The sequence below is a fragment of the Micromonospora citrea genome (assembly GCF_049629545.1).
Taxonomy (GTDB): Bacteria; Actinomycetota; Actinomycetes; order Mycobacteriales; family Micromonosporaceae; genus Micromonospora; species Micromonospora citrea_A.
In genome coordinates, this window is record NZ_JBNADX010000001.1 from 54,382 (window position 1) to 75,079 (window position 20,698).

Here is a 20,698-nt window from a genome sequence, read left to right on the forward strand (position 1 = left end):
GGTGACAACGGATCGGCCACGAGGTCTTGAAGTCCACGCGCTCCTGCCGTAGAAATTCTTCAGCAACATCAGATGAACTGAAGAGAATCACCGTGCCTCGCGCGGCGGACACCACCCCCTGCACCGGTGCTCCGCCCTTCCCCCTACCGAGGAGAGCTGATGAACAGGCGTGACATCCTGCGTCGTACCGCCGCCGCGGGCCTGCTGGCCACCCCCGCCGCCGGCCTGCTCGCCGGCTGCGCCACCGGCGGTGGCGGCGACAAGAACACCGGCGGCACCTACCAGGGCACCAAGAGCGACCAGAACCCGCTGGGCGTCAAGGAGGACGCCCCGCTCGACGTGGTGATCTTCAACGGCGGCTTCGGCGAGGAGTACGCCAAGGCCCACGAGGCGATGTACCGGGAGAAGTACCCCAAGGCCGAGGTCAAGCACTCCGCCACCCAGGAGATCAGCAAGACCCTCCAGCCACGCTTCGTCGACGGCACCCCACCGGACGTGGTCAACAACTCCGGCGCCGGCCAGATCGACTTCAACGGCCTGGTCTCCCAGAACGCCGTCGCCGACCTCGCCGACCTGCTCGCCGCCCCCAGCCTCGACGTCCCCGGCAAGACCGTCAAGGACACCCTGCTGCCCGGCGCGGTCGAGGTCGGCTCGTACGACGGTCGGTTCCTGGTGCTCAACTACACCTACACCGTCTACGGCATCTGGCACTCCACCAAGCTCTTCGCCGAACGCGGCTGGCAGTACGCGAAGACCTGGGACGAGCACATCGCGCTCTGCAGGCAGATCAAGGCCGCCGGCATCGCCCCCTGGACGTACGCGGGCCTGCACCCGCGCTACATGAGCTGGCCGCTGATCGCCACCGCGATCAAGTTCGGCGGGCCGTCCGTCGCCACCGCGATCGACAACCTGGAGCCGAACGCCTGGAAGTCCGACGCGATGAAGGCCGCCGCCGACGCCTGGCACCAGATCGTCAAGGACAAGTACATCCTGGAGGGCTCGCCCGGCCTGGACCACAAGCAGTCGCAGACCGCCTGGTGCCAGGGCAAGGCCGCCTTCATCTCCTGCGGCTCCTGGCTGGAGAGCGAGCAGAAGGACGTGACCCCGGCCGGCTTCGACATGACCGTCCAGCCCACCCCGAGTCTCGGCAGCGGCGACAAGCTGCCGTTCGAGGCGATCCGGGGCACCGCAGGCGAGCCGTTCATGGTGCCGGCCAAGGCGAAGAACCTCGCCGGTGGCCTGGAGTACTTCCGGGTCATGCTGTCGAAGAAGGGCGCGCAGGACTTCACCCGCAAGGTCTCCAGCCTCACCGTGGTCGCCGGCTCCACCGAGGGCGTCGAGCTGCCGTACGGGCTGAACACCGTGGTCAAGGCCCTGGAGGCGTCCGGGTCCAACGGCTTCAACTGGGTCTACAACAACTACTACCGCAAGCTGGAGCGCAACCTCGTCGACGCGGCCTGCGGCGAGTTCTTCAGCGGCCGGATCGGCCCCGCCGAGTTCCTCGACCAGTGCCAGAAGGGCGCCGACTCGATCGCCCAGGACAGTTCGGTCAAGAAGTACAAGCGGACCGCGTGAGCACCGGCCGGTGGGGGCGGGCCGACCGTCCCCACCGGCCGCCGCCGGGAGGTGGATCCACCGTGAGACATGGCAAGTACCCGCTGATCGTCACCTTCCTGGTGCCGCCGGTGCTGCTCTACGTCGTCTTCGTCGTCTCGCCGTACCTGCAGGCGTTCCAGATCTCCACCACCGACTGGCTCGGCTACTCCGCCGAGGCCGACTCCGTCGGGCTGGCGAACTTCCGGGCGCTGTGGCACGACGACTACGTCTGGAACGCGCTGAAGAACAACGCGATCCTGCTGGCCCTGGTGCCGGTGCTGACCATCGTCCTCGGGCTCTTCTTCGCCACCATGCTCAACATGGGCGGCCGGCGGGGCCGGGCCGGGGTCACCGGCGTACGGGGCAGCGCGCTCTACCGCACCGTCTACTTCTTCCCGCAGGTGCTCTCGGTGGTGATCATCGCGCTGCTGTGGAAGGAGGTGTACCACCCCAACAAGGGCCTGCTCACCAGCGCGCTGCACGCCCTCGGGCTCGGCTCGCCCACCTGGCTCGGCGACCCGCGTACCGCCTTCTGGTGCGTGCTGGCGGTGATGGTGTGGAGCAACGTCGGCTTCTACGTGGTGCTCTTCGGCGCGGCCATGTCGGCGGTGCCGAAGGAGATCTACGAGGCGGTCATGCTCGACGGGGCGTCCCGGCTGACCACGCTGCGCCGGGTCACCCTCCCGCTGCTCTGGGACACCGTCCAGGTCGCCTGGGTCTACCTGGCCATCTTCGCCCTCGACGGCTTCATCCTCGTGCAGTTGATGACCAACGGCGGGCCGAACTTCTCCACCGACGTGATCGGCGTGCGGATGTACGACACCGCGTTCGGCAGCGAGACCAAGTTCGGCTACGCCTCGGCGATCGGCGTGGTGATGTTCTTCCTGACCCTGTCGGTGGCGGTGCTCTCGCTGCGCCTGGGCCGACGCGACCGGATCGAGTACTCATGACCACTCTGGACGACGTCGCCGCCGTCACGGCCCCCGCCGCCCGGACCGCCGACCGGCCGGTACGCCGGGAACTCGGCGTGGCCAACGTCCTCTCGCACGGCTTCCTGCTGGTCTGGGCCGCGCTGACCGTGCTGCCACTGGTGTGGATGTTCCTCAGCTCGTTCAAGAGCAACGGCGAGATCCTCGCCGACCCGTGGGGGCTGCCGGAGACCCTGCGCTGGGACAACTGGGCCCGAGCCTGGACCGGGGCGCACATCGGCCGGTACTTCCTGAACAGCCTGGTCGTGGTCGCCGGCTCGGTGTCGCTCACCATGCTGGCCGGCGCCACCGCCGCGTACGTCTTCGCCCGGTACGAGTTCCGTGGCCGGCAGTTCGTCTACTACCTGTTCGTCGGCGGGCTGATGTTCCCGGTCTTCCTCGCCCTGGTGCCGCTCTTCTTCGTGGTCCGCAACGCCGGCCTCTTCGGCACCTGGACCGGGCTGATCCTGGTGTACGCGGCGTACTCGCTGCCGTTCACGGTCTTCTTCCTGACCGCGTTCTTCCGCACCCTGCCGACCACGGTGGCGGAGGCCGCGATGGTCGACGGCTGCGGCCACTTCCGGCTCTTCTTCCGAGTGATGCTGCCGATGGCCCGTCCGGGAATGATCAGCGTTGCGATCTTCAACTTCCTCAGCCACTGGAACCAGTTCCTGCTGCCACAGGTGCTGATGCAGGGCGACGAGTCGAAGTGGGTGCTCGCCCAGGGCCTCTTCGCCCTCTCGGTCAGTCAGGGCTACGCCGGGGACTACGCCCGGCTCTTCGCCGGGCTGAGCATCGCGGTGCTGCCGGTGCTCGCCGTCTACGTCGCCTTCCAGCGGCAGGTGCAGTCCGGCCTCACCGCCGGCCAGCTCAAGTAACCACAGCTCCTCGTCCGGAAACGATCAGCGCTCCGTGCGGGCGGCTCCGTGCGGGCGGCTCCGTGCGGGCGGCTCCGTACGGGCGGCTCCGTGCGGAACGGCCGTGTCCCAGGGAGTCGCTCGGGCCCGGCCGCCGGCTTCCACGCCCTGCGGTCTCGGCCGACCCCTGCAAGATCGTGCTCGATGTGGATATTGGCCCCTCGTTCCGCGATGGCCCTGTTTCCTGGATCGAGCACGATCTTGCGGCTGTGGAGCGCGAGGCGGCGGGCGGCCGGCCCTGACGGGCAGTGCGGGGGGCAGTGCGGGGCGGGGCTGTGGAGCCGCGGACCGTGGGGACTGCCGGGCGCGAGTCCGCGCGAAGGCACGGCCGGCGTCGGTAGGCGGGGTCAGCCGGTCGGGGGGACCAGGAGGGCGTGCAGGGCGACCGGGTCGGTGACCTCGGGGAGGTCCCGGGCGGCGAGCCAGGCGGCAGCGGCGGCCCCGTCCCCGGCGGTGCGCACCGGTGCGTCCGGCCAACGCCGTCGCGCCTCGGCGCGGACCGCCGCCGCCAGCGGGGTGTCCCCGGTGAGCAGCCCGCCGCCGAGGACGATCGGCTCGACCGTCGCGCTGGGCCGGATCCGGGACGCGCTCTCCACCAGGTGCGTGGCGGCCTGCCCGATCAGCTGCACCGCCGCCGGCTCGCCCTCGACCGCGGCGGTGACCACCAGTGGCGCGAGCCGGGCCAGTTCCACCGGGGCCTGCCGGGTCACCGCCTGGACCAGGGTGTCGACGGTGTCCCGGGGGCGGGGCGCCACCTCGGCGGAGCCGAGCAGTCCGGTCAGCACCCGCGTGCCGAGCGGACCGGGCGCGGACCCCCGGTCCAGGTCGGCCAGCAGGTGGCGCACGGCCTCGCGGCCCAGCCAGAAGCCCGAGCCGGCGTCGCCGAGCAGCCAGCCGTGCCCGTCGGCGACCCGGTCCAGCCGCAGGTCGCGGACCTGTGCGGCGATCGCGCCGGTGCCGGCGATCAGCACGGTGCCGTCGGGGGCGGCGGTGCCCGAGGCGTACGCGACGAGGGCGTCGCCGTGCACCACGTACGGGCAGCGCAGTCCGGCCTGTGCCCACGCCCGGTCGAAGGCGGCCCGCCCGGCAGGGTCGGCCAGCAGGCGCGCCGCTCCGGCCAGGCCGATGGTGCCGGCGCGTACCCGGGCGGGGTCGACGGTGCCGAGCGCGCCGCGCAGCGCGGTCAGCAGTTCGGCGGCGGCCCGTTCGGCCCCGTGACTGGTCGGGTTGCCGCCGCCGCCCCGGCCGGCACCGAGGCGTTCCCCGGTCAGGGTCAGCGCGACCGCGCGGGTGGACGTACCTCCGACGTCGAGACCGACCACCACGGTGTCGGACATGCTCACGTGCCTCCCGGTGCGGGGGTGCGGACCTGTTCATGCTGGTCGGCCTTTGCCCCGTCGGGCAAGATCGGCGGCCCCGGGGGAGCGTGTGCGCCAGGTAACAGTTTGAAAACTTCGCCCACGGCCTTGACACGGAGGGCCCTTCAGTAAGAACTTTTACCACTAACAGTTAACAGTCTTTCCGAAAGGCGTCCGATGGTGGATCACGAGGTGGACACCCCCGCGGGGACCGCGGTGGTCGACGCCGACACGGTCGACCGGCGGGGCGTCGACGGGGTCCTGGCCCGGGTCCGGGCCGGTGCGGGAGAGCTGACCGGAGCGCTGCGTCGGGTCGCCGAGCACGTGCTCAGCGACCCGGAGGCAGCCGCCCGGGCGACCATCGTGGAACTCGCCGAGCGCAGCGGCACCTCGCCGGCGACCATCACCCGGTTCTGCCGGGCGATGGGTTTCGACGGCTACGCCGACCTGCGCCTCGGCATCGCCTCGGAGACCGGCCGGGCCCGCTCGGCCGGCTGGACGGTCGACATCGGGCGGGAGATCCAGCCGGGCGACCCCCTGGAGCGGGTGCTCGGCCAGATCATCGCCGCCGACACCCGGGCCATGCACGACACCGCCGCCCTGCTCGACCTCGTCGAGGTGGAGCGCGCCGCGGTCGCCATCGCCCGGGCCGCCCGGGTCAACATCTTCGGCGCCAGCGGCAGCGCCCTGGTCGGCGAGGAGATGCAGTTCAGCCTGCACCGCATCGGGGTGGCCGCCTGGGCCTGGAGCGACGTGCACGAAGGGCTGGCCAGCGCCGCCCTGCTCGGCACGGGGGACGTCGCGCTGGGCATCTCGCACACCGGGCAGACCCGGGAGACCATCGAGATGCTCGCCGAGGCGGGCAGCCGGGGCGCGACCACCGTGGCGCTGACCGGCTTCCCCCGCTCCCCGCTGGCCGAGCTGGCCGACATCGTGCTGCTCACCGCCAGCCAGGCCACCACCTTCCGGCCGGACGCGCTCTCCGCCCGGCACCCCCAGCTCGTCGTGCTCGACCTGCTCTACATCGCCGTGGCGCAGCGCACCCACGACCGCGCCCACGCGGCCTTCCGGCGTACCGCCCAGGCCGTCGACGGGCACAAGGCCGCGAAGGGAGCCTCATGATCAGCGCCCAGGGGTACGCCGAGGCCGTCCGCCCCGTCCTCGACCGGGTGGTCGAGTCGCAGACCGAGGCGATCGGCCGGGCCGCCGACCTCATCGTGACCAGCCTGCGGGCCGGCGGGGTGCTCCAGGCCTTCGGCGCCGGGCACTCCGAGGCGTTCGCCGCCGAACTGGTCGCCCGGGCCGGGGGGCTGGTCCCCACCAACCGGCTCTCCCTGCACGACCTGGTCCTGCACGGCGACGCGCCCCGCGACGTGCTCGCCGACCCGAAGCTGGAACGCGACCCGGCGGTGGCGCACGAGCTCTACCCGCTGGCCGGGGCGCAGCCCGCCGACGTCTTCCTGGTCGCCTCCCAGTCCGGCATCAACGGCTCGGTGGTCGAGCTGGCGCTGCTGGTCCGGGAACACGGACACCCGCTGATCGCGGTCACCTCGGTCGCCCACACCGCACGGGTCGCCCCACGGCACCCGTCCGGTCACCGGCTCGCCGATCTCGCCGACGTCGTGCTGGACAACGGCGCGCCGTACGGCGACGCACTGCTGCCGCTGGAGGGCGGCGGCGCGGTCTGTGCGGTCTCCTCGGTCACCGCCGCGCTGCTGGCGCAGTTGGTGACCGCGGAGGTCGTACGACGGTTCCACCAGGCCGGGGAGGTACCCCCTATCTACCTCTCCGCCAACGTCCCCGGTGGGGACGCGCACAACCTCGCCCTCGAGTCGCGGTACGCCGGACGTCTCCGGCGCACCGCCTGACCCGAACACACAAGGAGAGACGACGATGTCGATTACCCCCGACAACCCGGCCGAGCTGAGCCGCCGTACCCTGCTCGGCCGCACCGCCGCGGCGGGCCTGCTCGCCACCGGCGCGGTCAGCCTGCTCGGCGCCTGCGCGACCAGCGGCTCCGACGAGGGCGCCACCAAGGCGGAGGAGGGCACCAAGAGCGCCACCAACCCGCTCGGCGTCAAGGACGACGCCCCGCTGGAGGTGGTCATCTTCAACGGCGGCTACGGCGAGAAGTACGCCACCGACGTGCACGAGCCGCTGTACAAGAAGGCGTTCCCCAAGGCGGAGATCAAGCACCAGTCCACCCAGGCGGTCTCCACCGTGCTCCAGCCGCGGTTCGCCTCGGGCAACCCGCCGGAGTTCGTCAACAACTCCGGCGAGAAGCTGATCGACTTCGGCTCGCTGGTCGCCGACGGCCAGCTGATGGACCTCACCGAGCTGTGGGACGCCCCGTCGGTCGACGACCCGAACAAGAAGGTCCGCGACACCGTCGTCCCCGGCACCGTCGAGGCCGGCTCGTTCAACGGCAAGCCGTACGTCCTCTACTACGTCTCCACGGTCTTCGGCATCTGGTACTCCGGCAAGCTGTTCCGGGACAACGGCTGGGCCCCGGCGAAGACCTGGTCGGAGTTCACCGCCCTGCTCGACAAGATCAAGGCCAAGGGCATCACCCCGTACGGCTACGCCGGGGCGAACGCCGCCTACTACCAGTGGAACGTGATCCTCACCCACGCCGCGAAGATCGGCGGCACCGACGTGCTCAAGAACATCGACAACCTGGAGGACGGCGCCTGGCAGCAGGACGCGGTCAAGCAGGCCGCCGCGGCGTGGGCCGAGATCGGCGCCAAGTACGTCGACAAGAGCTTCGAGGGGCTCAAGCACACCGACGTGCAGCTGCGGCAGAACCAGTACAAGCTGGCCTTCTACCCCAGCGGCGACTGGCTGGAGGGCGAGCAGAAGAAGGACACCCCGGCCGGCTTCGAGTACCAGCTGATGCCGGTGCCGAGCCTGTCCGCCTCGGACAAGCTGCCGGGCACCGCGGTGCGGGCCACCGCCGGTGAGGGCTACTTCGTCTCGGCGAAGTCGAAGAACCCGCGCGGCGGCCTGGAGTACATGCGTCAGATGCTCTCGGTGGCCGGCGCGAAGGGCTTCACCGAGGTGGTCAAGGCCCCGACCGTGGTCACCGCCGGCAGCGAGGGCTTCGCCTTCCCGCCCGGCGTGGCCAGCTCCCAGGCCGCGCTCAAGGCCGCCGGCCAGGACGTGTTCAACCTGTACTTCGACGGCTGGTACAAGGAGCTCGACACGGAGGCGCGTACCGCCACCAACGAGCTGATGTTCGGCCGGATCAACGCGGACGCCTTCTGCGAGCGCATCCAGAAGCGCGCCGACGCGATCAAGAAGGACAGCTCCGTCGCCAAGTTCAAGCGCTGACCGATCGGAGCGTGGGGTCATGCGGCACGGCAAGTATCCGTTCGTCATCGGGTTCCTCTTCGCCCCGGTCACGCTGTACGTGGTCTTCGTCATCGCGCCGTACGCGCAGGCGTTCCAGATCTCGATGACCAACTGGCGGGGGCTGTCGGCCCCGCAGTGGGTGGGCTTCGACAACTACCGGAGGCTGCTCGACGACGGCAGCTTCTGGAAGGCCGTCCAGCACCACGGCGTACTGCTGCTTGCCCTGCCGCTGATCACCATCGTCATCGCGCTCTTCTTCGCCTTCCTGCTCAACGTGGGGGGCCGGAGCGTGGGCGGGCAGCGGCAGGGGGTCGCCGGGTCGAAGTTCTACCGGGTGGTGTTCTTCTTCCCCCAGGTCCTGGCGGTGGCCATCATCGCGGTGCTGTTCCAGATGGTCTACCGGCCCAACGAGTCCGGCCTGATCAACGGCGTGCTGATGAAGTTGGGCCTCGACCCGGTGCTCTTCCTGATCAGGCCGAACCTGGCCCTCTGGTCGATCATCGCGGTGCTGGTCTGGCAGGCGGTCGGCTTCTACGTGGTGCTCTTCTCGGCCGGGATGGCCTCCATCCCGGGCGAGATCTACGAGGCGGCCGAGATGGACGGGGCGACCCGGGTGACCCTCTTCTTCCGGGTGACCCTGCCGCTGCTCTGGGACACCCTTCAGGTGGCCTGGGTCTACCTCGGCATCGCCGCGTTCGACGCGTTCGCCATCGTCGCGGTCCTCTCGGTGGACAGCGGCGGTCCGGACGGGGCCACCACCGTGCTGGCGATGGAGATCTACCGCAACGCCTTCGTCTACTCGAAGTACGGCTACGCCTCGGCGATGGGTGTGGCGCTGTTCTTCCTCACCATCACCTTCGCGGCGTTGACGCTGCGGCTGACCAAGCGGGAAAGCGTGGAGTACTGAGATGACGTCGCAGACGCTGCCGCCGGCTCCGGCCACCACACCGCCCCGCCCGGCCGCCCCGGCGAAGGGCCGCCGCCGGGGCCCGCACCAGGAGGTACGGCTCTTCGCCGGCCTCGGGCACGTGGCGCTCGCCGTCTGGGCGGTGATCGTCATCGTGCCGATCCTCTGGACGTTCCTGGCCGCGTTCAAGAACACCAGCGAGATCTTCAGCAGCCCGTGGACGCTGCCGGCCGAACTGCGCTTCGAGAACTTCGGCCGGGCCTGGACCAAGGCGCACGTCGGCCGGTACTTCCTCAACAGCGTGTTCGTGGTGTCGTGCAGCACCTTCGGCACCATGCTGTTCGGCTCGATGGCCGCGTACGTGCTGGCCCGGTACAAGTTCCGGGGCAACCGGGCGATCTACTACCTGTTCGTCTCGGGGCTGGCCTTCCCGGTCTTCCTGGCCCTGGTGCCGCTCTTCTTCGTGGTGAAGAACCTGGGCCTGCTGGACACCCACACCGGGGTGATCCTGGTCTACATCGCGTACTCGCTGCCGTTCACGATCTTCTTCCTGGCCGCGTTCTTCCGGACGCTGCCGAACTCGGTCGCCGAGGCCGGGATGATCGACGGCTGCTCGCACACCCGGCTCTTCTTCCAGGTGATGCTGCCGATGGCGAAGCCGGGCCTGATCAGCGTGGCGATCTTCAACATCATCGGCCAGTGGGCGCAGTACCAGCTTCCGCTGGTGCTGCTCTCGAACGCGAAGGACAAGTGGGTGCTCACCCAGGGCATCGCCGACATCTCGGTCAACGCCGGCTACGAGGCCGACTGGTCCGGTCTCTTCGCCGCCCTGACCATCGCCATCCTTCCGATGATCCTCGTGTACGCGGTCTTCCAGCGACAGATCCAGTCCGGCCTCACCTCCGGCGCAGTCAAGTAACCCCACCCCACCCCACCCACCCCACCCCACCGCACCTCGCGTCGTCACGTGCCCGCAGTTTCAGCGAAAGAGTGGCTATTCCGCGCGGAATAGCCACTCTTTCTCCGAAAGTGGCCCCTCGACGGGGCGGGGCGGGCGCGGGGTGGGATGGTCAGTGGTGCCAGGAGCGCCAGAGGGCGGCGTACGCCCCGCCGGCGCGGACCAGTTCGTCGTGGCTGCCGATCTCGCTGATCCGGCCCTCGGAGAGCACCGCGACCCGGTCGGCGTCGTGCGCGGTGTTCAGCCGGTGCGCGATCGCGATGACGGTACGCCCGGTGAGCAGGGCCGCGAGGGCCCGCTCGGTACGCCGGGCGGTGGTCGGGTCGAGTGCGGCGGTCGCCTCGTCGAGGATCAGCGTGTGCGGGTCGGCGAGGACCAGCCGGGCCAGGGCGAGCTGCTGGGCCTCGGCCGCGCCGAGCTGCCTCGCCCCGTCGCCGAGCACGGTGTCGAGACCCTCGGGCAGGGCGGCGTACCAGTCGGCGCCCACGGTGGCCAGCGCGGCCCGCATCCGGTCGTCGGTGGCGTCCGGTGCGGCGAAGGCGAGGTTGTCGCGCAGCGAGCCGATGAAGACGTGGTGCTCCTGGGTGACCAGGGCGATCCGGCGGCGGCGTTCGGCCGGGTCGAGGTCGGTGACCGGGCAGCCGCCGATGGCGACCACTCCCTGCCGGGGCGCGTCGATCCCGGCGAGCAGCCGGGCCAGGGTGGACTTACCGGCGCCCGACGGGCCGACGACGGCGAGCCGCTCGCCGGGGCGTACCTCCAGGTCGATGCCGTGCAGCACGTCGGGCCCGTCGCCGTACGAGAACCGTGCGCCGCGTACGACGAGACGCTCGTCGGCCGGCACGGCGGCCCGGCCGGTCCGCTCCGGGGGGACCTGGCCGACGCCGAGCACCCGGGCGAAGGAGGCGAGGCCGCGCTGCGCCTGCTCCGTCCACTGCAGGATCCGGTCCAGCGGGTCGATCGCCTGTTGCAGGTAGAGCGCGGCGGCGACGACCGCGCCGAGGGTGACCTGGCCCCGGGCGAGCAGCGCCCCGCCGACCAGCAGCACGGCGGCGATGGGCAGCGGGTAGCTCGCCTCCACCGTGGAGAAGAAGACCGTCCGCAGCGCGAGGGTGGCCCGCCGGGCGGCCCACACCCGCCCGATGCGCGCCGCGCCGTGCCGGATCCGCTCGTCGGCGAGGCGGAACGCCTCCACCGTACGGGCACCCTCGGCGGTGCTCGTCAGTGTCTCGGTCAGCTCGGCGGCGGCCGCCCCCTCGGCCAGGTACGCGGTGCTGGCCCGGCGCAGGTACCAGCGGGTCACCAGGGCGATCGTCGGCAGCCCGGCCAGCGCCGCCAGCCCGAGCACCGGGTGCAGCAGGAAGACCGCCCCGAACAGCAGGGCCAGCTGCACCGAGGCGATGACCATGGTGGGCACCACGTCCCGGACGGTGAGGCCGACCGTGGACACGTCGACCGAGCTGCGGGTGGCCAGGTCCCCGGAGCCGGCCCGCTCGACGACGGAGACGGGCAGGTCCAGCGTCCGGTCGACGAAGTCCTCGCGCAGCCGGGCCACGGCCCGCTCACCGAAGCGGTGGCCGGCGTACTGGGCGTACCGGGACAGCAGCGCCTGCGCGAGCACCGCGCCGACGATGCCCAGGGCCAGCCGGTCGACGGCGTCGACGCCGGCTCCCGCGCCGACCCGGTCGACGACGGCGCCGAGCAGCCACGGCGGGGCGAGCCCGGCGACCGTGGCGGCCGTGTGCAGCGCCAGCACGGCGGCGACGGCGCGCCGGTCCCGGACGATCAGCTCCCGGGTCGCCCGGCGTACGGCGGCCCGGTCGGCCACCGGCAGCCCGCTCACCGCAGCACCTGCTCGGCGTCGTCGCGCGCCACCAGCCGGCGGTACGCCGGGTCGGTGTCGAGCAGTTCGGTGTGGGTGCCGGTGCCGACGACCCGACCGGCCTGCAGGTGGGCGACGGTGTCCGCGTGGCCGAGCAGCAGCGGCGAGGTGGTGAGCACGAGGGTGGTCCGGCCGGCCCGGCCTGCGCGCAGCCGCTCGGCGATGCGGGCCTCGGTGTGCGCGTCCACGGCGGAGGCCGGGTCGACGAGGATCAGCACCTCGGGGTCGGCGAGCAGCGCCCGGGCGAGCCGGATCCGTTGCCGCTGCCCACCCGAGAGGGACCGGGCCCGGCTGTCGAGGCGGCTGTCGAGGCCGTCGGGCAGGGAGTCGAGCACGTCCCCGGCCGACGCGGCGTGCAGGGCGGCGACGATCCCCGCGTCGCTGTCCGGCCGGCCGGCGCGCAGCACCTCGCGCAGGGTGCCGGCGAACAGGTACGCGTCGTGCTCGGCGACCAGGACGCGGGCGCGTACCTCGTCGAGGCCGATCCGGGTCAGCGGCACCCCGCCCCAGGTGACGTCGCCGACGACGTACCGGCCGAGCCGGTCGGCCAGGGCGGCGGCGTCGGCCGGGTCGGCGGTGGCGACCGCTGTCAGCCGGCCTGCGGGGACGGTCAGCCCGCTCGCCGGGTCGTACAGGTCGGCGGGCCGGTCGGGCGCGTCCACCGGCCGCCGCCCCACCGTGTCCGGCCGGCGCGGCTCGGGCACCGCCGGGGTGCCCGTCGTGGGCCGGTCGTGGGGCGTGTCCGGCGGGCCGTCGACCCCGTCCGGCCGCGCGTCGAGCAGGGCGATGATCCGGCGGGCGGCGACCCGTCCGCGGATGATCTGGTGACCGCCCTCCAGCAGGAACCAGACCGGCACGACGAGGGTCGCCGTGTAGCCGTACACGCCGACCAGTTCGCCGACGGTGATCTCCCCGGTCGCCGCCATCCGGGCGGCCAGCCACACCACGGCGGCGAGGAACAGCCCGGGCAGGGCGACGGTCGCCGCGTCGATCCAGCTGTTGACCGCGCCGACCCGGTAGCCCTCGGCGAGCAGCTCCCGGGAGCGGGCGGCGTACCGGCGGGCGAACAGGGCCCGGCCGCCCACCCCGGCGAGCACCCGCAGGCCGGCCACGATGTCGCCGGAGCGGGCGGTGAGCGCGCCCTGCTGCTGCCGGTAGACCGACTCGGCCCGCTCCAGCCGGCGCAGCAGGGGCAGCACCACCAGCCCGACGGCCGGCACGCCGATGAGCACGCAGAGCGCCAGCAGGGGCGAGATCGACCAGAGCAGCACGGCCACGACCAGGTACGCGATCACCGCGCCCACGCCCGGCCCGGTCACCGTCAGCACCTGCCCGGTCCGGTCGACGTCGGTGCCGCCGACGGTGGCCACCTCGCCGGTCGCGGTGCGGCGTGGCAGCGCCGCGCCGAGCCGGGACAGCTGGCGCAGCACCACGGCGGCCGAGCGGGCCTTCGCGTCCTCGCGGATGAAGGTCATCGTCCGGTGCCGCATGGTCCCCAGGCAGGCCAGTCCCACGCCGGCCGCGACGATCGCCGTCACCCACAGGGCCAGGGCCCGGGTGTCACCGGCGCGCAGCCCGTCGTCCACGGCGCGGGAGATGAGGTAGGGCCGGGCCGACAGCCCGACCATCCAGGCGGTGCCGAGCAGGCTGCCGCGCAGCACCCGACCCGGCTGGCAGCGAGTCAGCCACCACAGGTAGCGCATCGGGCCCCTGGCGTCCGGTGTTCCGGGGTCCGGATGGGGGATCTGTGGTGGCACCCGCCCACGCTACCGATCCGGCCGCCACCGCACCGCCCCGTTTCGCCCCCGTCGTGCCGGGGGCGCGCCCGCCTGCCGGACGGGTGTCACAGGGGCGAGGCAGAATCGCATCCGTGCTGGTGGCGATGGTGGCGGACGAGCGGGGTGGGGGAGAGCTCCAGCCGCTCGGGGTCGACGGGCGGCCGGTGGGGCCCGTCGAGCGGGTCGCCGACCTCGTCGCGGCCGTCGCCGCCCGGGAGGCCGCCGACCGGCCGCGCTGGGTGTGGGCGTCCGGGGCGTCGGTCTACCCGGCGCTGCTGCGGGCCGGCGTCCGGCTGGAGCGCTGCCACGACGTCGAGCTGACCGAGGCGCTGCTGCTCGGCCACGCGGGCCGGTGGGGCGAGCCCCGCTCGTTCGCCGCCGCCCACGCCCGGCTCACCGGTGCCGCCGTCCCACCCGACCCGCCGCCCCGGCCGCCCGCACCCCCGGGGCACGGCCAGGCCGCGCTCTTCGACGCCGTCCCCGGGCCGGCGGGTCCCGGCGTCGCGGCGTTGGCCGAGGTGTACGCCGACCAGCTCGCCCGGATCGCGGCGACCGCGCACCCCGGCCGGTTCCGGCTGCTGGTGGCCGCCGAGTCGGCGGGCGCGCTGATCGCGGTGGAGATGGGCGCGGCGGGCCTGCCCTGGCGGGTCGACGTGCACGACGCGATCCTCGCCGAGCTTCTCGGCGAGGCGTCCCCGGTGGGCGGGCCACCCCGGCGGCTGGCCGAGCTGGCGGCGCGGATCGCCGACGCGTTCGGCGTACGCCAGGTGCACGCCGACTCCCCGGCGGAGCTGTTGCGGGCCTTCGCCCGGGCCGGGGTGGAGCTGCCCAACACCCGGGCCTGGGTGCTGCGCGGCGTCGACCACCCGGCGGTGCCGTTGGTCCTGGAGTACAAGGAGCTCTACCGGATCTGGACGGCGCACGGCCGGGCCTGGCGTGACGCCTGGGTCCGCGACGGCCGATTCCAGCCGGAGTACGTGCCCGGCGGGGTGGTCTCCGGCCGCTGGGCGACCCGGGGCGGCGGCGCCCTGCAGATCCCGAAGGTGATCCGGCGGGCGGTGGTGGCGGATCCGGGCCGGCGGTTCGTGGTCGCCGACGCCGGCCAGTTGGAGCCGCGGGTGCTGGCGGCGGTCTCCGGCGATGCCCGGCTCGCCACCGCGGGCGCGGCGGGTGACCTCTACGCCGCCCTCGCCCAGGACGCCTTCGCCGGTGACCGGGCCCGGGCCAAGGTGGCTCTGCTCGGCGCGATGTACGGACAGACCGGCGGGGCGGCCGTGCCCGCGCTGGCGGTGCTCCGGCGCAGCTATCCGACCGCGTTCGCCTACGTCGAGGCGGCGGCCCGCACCGGTGAGGCGGGCGGGCTGGTCCGCTCCTGGCTGGGTCGGACCTGCCCACCGGGGACGGCGGGGTTCACCGACGCCGACGACGCCGGGTCCGACCCGGACGCCGGGGCCGACCCGCAGTCCCCGCGTGCCCGGGCGGCCCGGTCCCGGGGCCGGTTCACCCGCAACTTCGTCATCCAGGCCACCGCCGCCGAGTGGGCCTCCACGCTGCTCGCCACGCTGCGCGGTGAGCTGGCCGGCACCGGCGGTGAGCTGGTCTTCTTCCAGCACGACGAGGTGCTGGTGCACTGCCCGGCCGAGCGGGCCGACGCGGTGGCCGACGCGGTCACCCGGTCCGGCGCGCGGGCCTCGGCGCTGCTCTTCGGCGACACTCCGGTCCGCTTCCCGCTCGACGTGTCCATCGTGGAGTGCTACGCCGACGCCGCCTGACGGCCACGCGACGCCGCTGCCGCTCCGGCGGGCGGGCGCTGCCGTGTCCGTCGGGGACGGCATCAGCCGCGGCATAGCGGACGAATTTCCCTTTTGCCCCGACACCCTCCGCCCGGGGCGCTCGTTGGGTCCGGTGTGCGTAACGGACCGGGCGGCTCAGCTCGGTCCGTCTTCACGACGGAGGTGGCGCAGCTGAACCGGATCGCAGGGATGATCATCGCGGCGGGCGGGGGACGCCGGATCGGTGGCCCGGAGGCCCTCCTGCATCAGGGGGAGAAGCCGCTGGTGGACCAGATGATCGACACGATGACCGAGGCGGGCTGTGAGCAGATCGTGGTCGTCCTGGGCGCGGCCGCCGACCAGGTGCGCGAGACCGCCGACCTGTCCCGGGCCACGGTGGTGGTCAACCGCGCGTGGGGCACCGGGGTGGGCTCCTCCATCCGCGCCGGCCTGGCCGCGCTCACCGACGAGGGGATCGAGGCCGTGGTGGTGGTCCCGGTCGACATGCCCGGACTCACCCCTGCCGCGGTACGCCGGGTCGCCGCGCTGCCGTACCCGGACGTGCTGGTCTGCGCCACCTACGACGGGCTGCGCGGGTACCCGATGCTCTTCGGCCGCCGGCACTGGTCCGGCATCGCCACGCTGGCCAGCGCGGACGTCGGCGCCCGGCCGTACCTGCTGGCGCACAAGAACCAGATCGTCGACATCTCCTGCGACTCCGTCGCGGACGGCAGCCGGGTGGACTCCCCGGAGCTGATGGCGCTCTACGGGCTGACCGTCCCGCCGCAGCGCGTCGGCGCCTGAGCCGTCCCGGGCACGCCGCCCGCTGCGCTACAGTTCATCGGTCGCGACGCCTTCGGTGGGCGCGCCGCGCGGGGAGGTGCGGTCGATGGTCGCTGCGGTGAGCCGGCACCTCGCCGGGGCGGTGGTCGCCTGGGTCATGTTCGCCGTCGAGGGTCTGGCCTGCTATCTCCTGCTGCTCGGCTACGCCCTGGTGAGCGGTGCCGGTGCCGGTGGTCCGCTGGCCGGGCCGGTGATGGTGCTGGCGGCCGCGCTGACCGGCCTGGTCCTGGTGCCGCTGTTCGTCGTCCCGGCCGGAGTGGTCGCCGAGCTGACCGGGCGCCGTCGCGGCGGTCTGGCCGGGACGCTGGCTGCCGCCGGCGTGGCCGGCGTACTCACTCTGCTCGCCGTGGTCGGTGTCGCACTCGTGGCCGGCGGCTCACCGCTCGGCTTCGCGGTGGCCTGCGTCGTGGGGGTGCTGCTGGTGCTGCCGCCGACCCTGGCGCACGCGGGCATCGTGCGGGGTGCCGGGGAGGTGCCTCGGCTGCTGGCCCGGCTTCGCCGGAGGACCGAGGCGGTCGGCACCGACGCGCCGGCGGTCGGCACGCGCTGACGCCGCCGCGTCCCAGCCCGCCGAGGACCCCATCCGGGCCGCCGGTCGCCACCACCTCGGCGGCCCGCAGGGGGTCAGGAGGCCGGCCCTACCGGTTGGTCCAGGTCGAACAGGGCGGCGGCGCTGTCCCAGCACACCGCGCGCAGCCAGTCGTCGCCCAGGTCGAGCCGGGCCAGCCCGGCCAGCTGCGTGGCGTACGGGTAGGGGATGTTCGGGAAGTCGCTGCCCAGCAGCACCTTGCCGGCCAGACCCAGCTCGCGCAGCCGAGGCAGTTCGGCGGCGGGGAACGGCACGAACCGGTCGAAGAACGGGGTGAACGCCATCGTGGTGTCCAGCCGGACCCGCTCGTGCTGTTCGGCCAGGGTCAGGAAGGCGGTGTGATCGGGCGCGCCGAGGTGCGCCACGATCGCGGCGAGCCGGGGGTGCCGGGCCATCAGCGCGGCGAAGCCGTCCGGTCCGGTGTGCGCGGTGCCCACCGGCGCGTGCCCGACGTGGACGACCACCGGCACGCCGGCCTCGGCGAGCAGCCCCCACACCGGGTCCAGCGCCGGGTCGGTCGGGGCGAAGCCGCCGACCTGGACGTGCACCTTGAACAGCCGGGCGCCGGCCGCCAGCGCGTCGGCGACGTACCCGGGAGCCTCCGGCTCGGGGAAGAACGTCGCCGAGGGCAGGCAGCCGGGGGTGCGTCGGGCGAAGTCCAGCGTCCACCGGTTCAGCTCCGCCGCCATGCCCGGCTTGTGCGGGTACGCCAGCGCGCCGAACGCCCGCACGCCCATCCGGTGCAGGTGCGCGACCCGATCGGCGTCGCTCCACCGGTACCGGATCGGCCACTCGGTGCCGAGCAGCGGCCCGGCCGCGTCGAAGTACGCCCAGACCCGGCGCAGCAGCCGGGGCGGCAGGAAGTGCACGTGCACGTCGGCGAGGCCGGGCAGCCCGAGTCCGCGCCAGAACGCGGGCACGGCCTCGTCGTCGACCGGCAGCCGGTCGCTCACACCTCGATGTTGAAGCGTTGCAGCACCGACGGCGCGACCAGGCCCACCGCGGCGAGCACCGAGAGCACGGTCAGCGCGGTGCGCAGCACGACCACCTCCGCCTTGCTGCCGGTCCGTAGCGCGATGCCGTTCGGCAGCCCGATCATCATCCACATCCGACGCTTGATGGGGATCGGCCAGAGGATGGGCACGCCGGCCTTGGTGATCATGTCGCCGAGGATGTGCGTGAAGCAGCCCACCCCGACCGCCAGCCCGATCATCGGGTAGCCCCGGTCGCCGGGCAGGTTGGCGAACGTGTACCAGGCGGCGGCGGCCGAGGCGAGGGTGACGATCACCCAGCCGGCCCGCTCCGCCCACTGGTCGAACAGGCCGCGCAGGGCCAGCCCGATCATGAAGAACAGGATGCCCACCACGGCCCACTTGCCGTACGCCGTGCAGAGCGCCGTGGTGCCCCAGCCGACCAGCGCGGTGAACGGCAGGGTGTGGGTCAGGGTGCGGTGGCCGTTGTTGCGGCGCGGGTCCCGGCTCAGCTTCGTGGCGTAGTAGACGCCGAGCGAGATCTTCTCCATCACCTCGGCGATGAAGAGCGAGAAGACGCCGAAGGTGCGGGCCACCGTCGCGCCACCCTGGTTGCGGGTGACCTTGCCGGAGAGGTCGAGGTCGGGGAAGAGGGCGCCACCGGCGCAGACCGCCGTGCCGACCGCCAGCGCCAGCGGGGACTGGTGGTAGTCGGCGAAGTGGTCCAGTGCCCACGAGCCGGTCAACCACACCGCCGCGCCGGACAGCGCGTGGGACGGACCCATCATGTCGCCTCGCCCTCCCCAGTTCCCTTGATCGACAAAACTACGCCACTGTGTCAGAGCCGTCGCCGAGGGGCAATCACCCGGACGGTCCACAGCGGAGAGTGGCGTCGGGTGGAGGTCGGCGTCCGGCCGGACCATCAGGAAGTATGTCGCGTCGATGGCCCCGCCGAGCTGCTGTGTCAACCATGGGACCCGAGCGGCGTCAGGTCGGCGGCACGGCCTCGGCGGCGCGGTCGCGGAAGCTCTGCCGTGCCACGGTCAGCTGCCCGACGGCGGCGTCCCAGTCCCGGTCCGCCGCGCTCCAGGTCAGGATCCAGCCGCCGGCCTCCTCGCCGGGGAGCAGCCGCAGCGCGTGCTCGCGTTCGCCGAACGGGGTCGTCCACCGGCACTCCCAGCCGACGTCCCGGCCGCCCACGCCGCCGAGGCGCAACTCCTCGTACCCGGGCAGCTTGCCCTCGTCGACCACGCGCCGCTGCTCCGCCCGCAGGAACGCCTCCTGGTCGACCAGGTCGGCGGTCATCGGGGTGATGCTCAGCGTGCGGCGGCTGGCCGGGTCGCGGAAGCAGGTGGCGCCGTCGTCCTGGGAGCGGAGCCAGCCGACCGGGACGGCGACCCGCCAGCCCTCCCCGGTCTGCCAGGTCCAGCCCGACGGCGGTCGGTAGCCGGCGTGGTCGCCGACCGGGGCGGCGGTGACCGGGTCGCCGAACGCGTAGGGCCGCAGGCAGGGGAAGGGCGGCGGGACCACCGGACGTGCCCCGGCGCCCGGCGGTGGCAGGGGCCGGTCGTCCCGGGGTGGGGTGGGCTGCTCCTCGGGCAGCGACACGCTGGCGGGCGCCCGCAGGGGCGTGGCGTCGTGGTCGTGGTCGGCGAGGGCCAGCGCGGTGCCGATCCCGGTCGCCGCCGCCACCCCCAACGCCGTCCCCACCAGCGCCCAGCGCCGCCGGGGCGGCAGCAGGGCGGGGGCCCGGGCCGGGGTGGCGTGGTCGTCCGATCCGGCGGTCGCCGGCCGGTGCCCGGACGCTGCGCCGTCCGGTGTCGCCGGTGCCGGGACGGGTGGCCCGCCACCCACCCGCAGCACGCCCTCCGGCACGGGCGGGAGCGCCTCCGCGCCCTCGGTGGGCCGGTCGGACGCGCCCGGCCAGGCCGGCGGTGGCGTCGCCCCGGCCGCCGAGCGGGCGACGGGCAGCACCACCGTCGGAGGTTCGGTGTCGGACCGCGACGCCGGGCGCTCGGCGGCCAGCAGCCGCCGTTCGGCCTCGTCGTGCCCGATCCGCCGGCCGGGGTCCCGGCACAGCAGCCCGGCCAGCACCGGCGTCAGCGGCCCGGCGTGCGGCGCGGGGTCCGGCGGTTCGGTGGCCAGCGCCGCCAGGGTGGCCATCGCGGTGCTGCGGGCGTACGGCGAGCGGCCCTCCACAGCGGCGTGCAACGTGGCGCCGAGCGACCACAGGTCCGCCTCCACGCTGGACACCCCCTCGGCCGCGCGTTCCGGGGCGACGAACTGGGGAGAGCCGAGCACCAGACCGGGCCGGGTGGTCAGGCCGTCCCCTCCTTCGAAGGTGGCCAGCCCGAAGTCGGTGAGCATGATCCGCCCGTCGTGCGCCATCAGCACGTTCTGCGGCTTGACGTCCCGGTGGAGCACCCCGGCGGCGTGCGCGGCGCGCAGCGCGGCCAGCAGCGCCCGGCCGATGCCGGCCGCCCGGACCGGGTCGACCGGACCGGTGCCGTCCAGGACGGCCTGCAACGTGCGGGAGGGGACGTACTCCATCACGATCCACGGGTGTTCGTCGACCCGGACGACGTCGTACAGCCGGACCACGTTGGGATGGCTGAGCCGGGCCGCGGTACGCGCCTCGCGCAGCGTCCGCAGCCGCAGCTCGTCGCGTTCGGACTCGGCCAGCCAGTGCGGCGGCAGGACCTCCTTCACCGCCACCTCGCGGTGCAGCACCTCGTCCCGCGCGCGCCAGACCCGACCCATCCCGCCCCGGCCCACCAGCTCGACCAGACGGTACCGGCCGGCGATCAT

At 73.4% G+C, this 20,698-nt stretch carries 17 protein-coding genes; 11 read left to right on the forward strand and 6 right to left on the reverse strand.

From position 1 onward, the window contains the following. Window positions 1-159: 159 nt before the first annotated feature. From ngcE (ACPFP2_RS00260) to ACPFP2_RS00270, 3 genes are all read left to right on the forward strand, one after another. Complete coding sequence (ngcE, locus tag ACPFP2_RS00260; RefSeq protein ID WP_424084875.1) at window positions 160-1,575, forward strand: N-acetylglucosamine/diacetylchitobiose ABC transporter substrate-binding protein; 1,416 nt, start codon at window positions 160-162, stop codon at window positions 1,573-1,575. A gap of 62 nt (window positions 1,576-1,637) precedes the next feature. Then, window positions 1,638-2,546, forward strand: coding sequence for a carbohydrate ABC transporter permease (locus ACPFP2_RS00265; RefSeq protein ID WP_363879386.1), 909 nt, complete (start codon window positions 1,638-1,640; stop codon window positions 2,544-2,546). Then, complete coding sequence (locus ACPFP2_RS00270) at window positions 2,543-3,442, forward strand: carbohydrate ABC transporter permease (protein WP_424084876.1); 900 nt, start codon at window positions 2,543-2,545, stop codon at window positions 3,440-3,442. The genes ACPFP2_RS00265 and ACPFP2_RS00270 overlap by 4 nt, the downstream gene beginning before the upstream one ends. Before the next feature lie 386 nt (window positions 3,443-3,828). Here ACPFP2_RS00270 and ACPFP2_RS00275 read toward each other — a convergent pair whose 3' ends face one another. Continuing rightward, window positions 3,829-4,818, reverse strand: a complete 990-nt coding sequence (locus tag ACPFP2_RS00275) for an N-acetylglucosamine kinase (RefSeq protein ID WP_424085651.1) — start codon at window positions 4,816-4,818, stop codon at window positions 3,829-3,831. Between the two features lie 198 nt (window positions 4,819-5,016). Between ACPFP2_RS00275 and ACPFP2_RS00280 the strand changes: the two genes are divergently transcribed. From ACPFP2_RS00280 to ACPFP2_RS00300, 5 genes are read left to right on the forward strand one after another with little or no spacing between them, the layout of a single operon-like run. Next, a complete protein-coding gene (locus tag ACPFP2_RS00280; RefSeq protein ID WP_424084877.1) occupies window positions 5,017-5,961 on the forward strand; it encodes a MurR/RpiR family transcriptional regulator in 945 nt (314 codons plus the stop codon). Then, on the forward strand, window positions 5,958-6,707 hold the full coding sequence (locus tag ACPFP2_RS00285; RefSeq protein WP_424084878.1) for a sugar isomerase domain-containing protein: 750 nt from the start codon (window positions 5,958-5,960) through the stop codon (window positions 6,705-6,707). Before ACPFP2_RS00280 ends, ACPFP2_RS00285 begins: the two co-directional genes overlap by 4 nt. A gap of 25 nt (window positions 6,708-6,732) precedes the next feature. Continuing rightward, on the forward strand, window positions 6,733-8,169 hold the full coding sequence (gene ngcE, locus ACPFP2_RS00290) for an N-acetylglucosamine/diacetylchitobiose ABC transporter substrate-binding protein (protein ID WP_424084879.1): 1,437 nt from the start codon (window positions 6,733-6,735) through the stop codon (window positions 8,167-8,169). 19 nt (window positions 8,170-8,188) lie between these two features. Continuing rightward, on the forward strand, window positions 8,189-9,097 hold the full coding sequence (locus tag ACPFP2_RS00295) for a carbohydrate ABC transporter permease (protein WP_424084880.1): 909 nt from the start codon (window positions 8,189-8,191) through the stop codon (window positions 9,095-9,097). Window position 9,098: 1 nt separating this feature from the next. After that, the gene (locus ACPFP2_RS00300; protein ID WP_424084881.1) at window positions 9,099-10,016 is read left to right on the forward strand and encodes a carbohydrate ABC transporter permease; all 918 of its coding nucleotides are present in this window, start codon (window positions 9,099-9,101) and stop codon (window positions 10,014-10,016) included. 151 nt (window positions 10,017-10,167) lie between these two features. On the opposite strand, the gene ACPFP2_RS00305 is transcribed toward ACPFP2_RS00300, so the two are convergent. Both ACPFP2_RS00305 and ACPFP2_RS00310 read right to left on the reverse strand, forming a co-directional pair. Next, a complete protein-coding gene (locus ACPFP2_RS00305) occupies window positions 10,168-11,898 on the reverse strand; it encodes an ABC transporter ATP-binding protein (RefSeq protein ID WP_424084882.1) in 1,731 nt (576 codons plus the stop codon). Continuing rightward, on the reverse strand, window positions 11,895-13,640 hold the full coding sequence (locus ACPFP2_RS00310) for an ABC transporter ATP-binding protein (protein WP_424085653.1): 1,746 nt from the start codon (window positions 13,638-13,640) through the stop codon (window positions 11,895-11,897). Before ACPFP2_RS00310 ends, ACPFP2_RS00305 begins: the two co-directional genes overlap by 4 nt. 179 nt (window positions 13,641-13,819) lie before the next feature. Between ACPFP2_RS00310 and ACPFP2_RS00315 the strand changes: the two genes are divergently transcribed. From ACPFP2_RS00315 to ACPFP2_RS00325, 3 genes are all read left to right on the forward strand, one after another. Continuing rightward, window positions 13,820-15,487 (forward strand): bifunctional 3'-5' exonuclease/DNA polymerase, encoded by a 1,668-nt coding sequence (locus tag ACPFP2_RS00315; RefSeq protein ID WP_424085655.1) that lies wholly within the window; start codon window positions 13,820-13,822, stop codon window positions 15,485-15,487. A gap of 210 nt (window positions 15,488-15,697) precedes the next feature. Further along, on the forward strand, window positions 15,698-16,291 hold the full coding sequence (locus tag ACPFP2_RS00320; RefSeq protein WP_088979260.1) for a nucleotidyltransferase family protein: 594 nt from the start codon (window positions 15,698-15,700) through the stop codon (window positions 16,289-16,291). Window positions 16,292-16,376: 85 nt separating this feature from the next. Next, window positions 16,377-16,880: a hypothetical protein gene (locus ACPFP2_RS00325; protein ID WP_424084883.1), complete on the forward strand. Its 504-nt coding sequence runs from the start codon at window positions 16,377-16,379 to the stop codon at window positions 16,878-16,880. 74 nt (window positions 16,881-16,954) lie between these two features. Here the strand turns inward: ACPFP2_RS00325 and ACPFP2_RS00330 are convergent, their stop codons facing one another. The 3 genes from ACPFP2_RS00330 to ACPFP2_RS00340 form a co-directional block, all read right to left on the reverse strand. Continuing rightward, on the reverse strand, window positions 16,955-17,872 hold the full coding sequence (locus ACPFP2_RS00330; protein WP_424084884.1) for an amidohydrolase family protein: 918 nt from the start codon (window positions 17,870-17,872) through the stop codon (window positions 16,955-16,957). Further along, the gene (locus tag ACPFP2_RS00335) at window positions 17,869-18,678 is read right to left on the reverse strand and encodes a metal-dependent hydrolase (RefSeq protein ID WP_424084885.1); all 810 of its coding nucleotides are present in this window, start codon (window positions 18,676-18,678) and stop codon (window positions 17,869-17,871) included. Before ACPFP2_RS00335 ends, ACPFP2_RS00330 begins: the two co-directional genes overlap by 4 nt. Window positions 18,679-18,877: 199 nt before the next feature. Then, window positions 18,878-20,698 (reverse strand): protein kinase domain-containing protein, encoded by a 1,821-nt coding sequence (locus ACPFP2_RS00340; protein WP_424085658.1) that lies wholly within the window; start codon window positions 20,696-20,698, stop codon window positions 18,878-18,880.

Excerpts from the sequence above, each read along its gene's own strand:
- ngcE (WP_424084875.1), top strand. The coding sequence starts at position 160 with ATGAACAGGCGTGACATCCTGCGTCGTACCGCCGCCGCGGGCCTGCTG.
- ACPFP2_RS00270 (WP_424084876.1), top strand. The coding sequence starts at position 2,543 with ATGACCACTCTGGACGACGTCGCCGCCGTCACGGCCCCCGCCGCCCGG.
- ACPFP2_RS00275 (WP_424085651.1), bottom strand. The coding sequence starts at position 4,818 with ATGTCCGACACCGTGGTGGTCGGTCTCGACGTCGGAGGTACGTCCACC.
- ACPFP2_RS00280 (WP_424084877.1), top strand. The coding sequence starts at position 5,017 with ATGGTGGATCACGAGGTGGACACCCCCGCGGGGACCGCGGTGGTCGAC.
- ACPFP2_RS00285 (WP_424084878.1), top strand. The coding sequence starts at position 5,958 with ATGATCAGCGCCCAGGGGTACGCCGAGGCCGTCCGCCCCGTCCTCGAC.
- ngcE (WP_424084879.1), top strand. The coding sequence starts at position 6,733 with ATGTCGATTACCCCCGACAACCCGGCCGAGCTGAGCCGCCGTACCCTG.
- ACPFP2_RS00295 (WP_424084880.1), top strand. The coding sequence starts at position 8,189 with ATGCGGCACGGCAAGTATCCGTTCGTCATCGGGTTCCTCTTCGCCCCG.
- ACPFP2_RS00300 (WP_424084881.1), top strand. The coding sequence starts at position 9,099 with ATGACGTCGCAGACGCTGCCGCCGGCTCCGGCCACCACACCGCCCCGC.
- ACPFP2_RS00310 (WP_424085653.1), bottom strand. The coding sequence starts at position 13,640 with ATGCGCTACCTGTGGTGGCTGACTCGCTGCCAGCCGGGTCGGGTGCTG.
- ACPFP2_RS00315 (WP_424085655.1), top strand. The coding sequence starts at position 13,820 with ATGGTGGCGGACGAGCGGGGTGGGGGAGAGCTCCAGCCGCTCGGGGTC.
- ACPFP2_RS00320 (WP_088979260.1), top strand. The coding sequence starts at position 15,698 with ATGATCATCGCGGCGGGCGGGGGACGCCGGATCGGTGGCCCGGAGGCC.
- ACPFP2_RS00325 (WP_424084883.1), top strand. The coding sequence starts at position 16,377 with ATGGTCGCTGCGGTGAGCCGGCACCTCGCCGGGGCGGTGGTCGCCTGG.
- ACPFP2_RS00335 (WP_424084885.1), bottom strand. The coding sequence starts at position 18,678 with ATGATGGGTCCGTCCCACGCGCTGTCCGGCGCGGCGGTGTGGTTGACC.
- ACPFP2_RS00340 (WP_424085658.1), bottom strand. The coding sequence starts at position 20,698 with ATGATCGCCGGCCGGTACCGTCTGGTCGAGCTGGTGGGCCGGGGCGGG.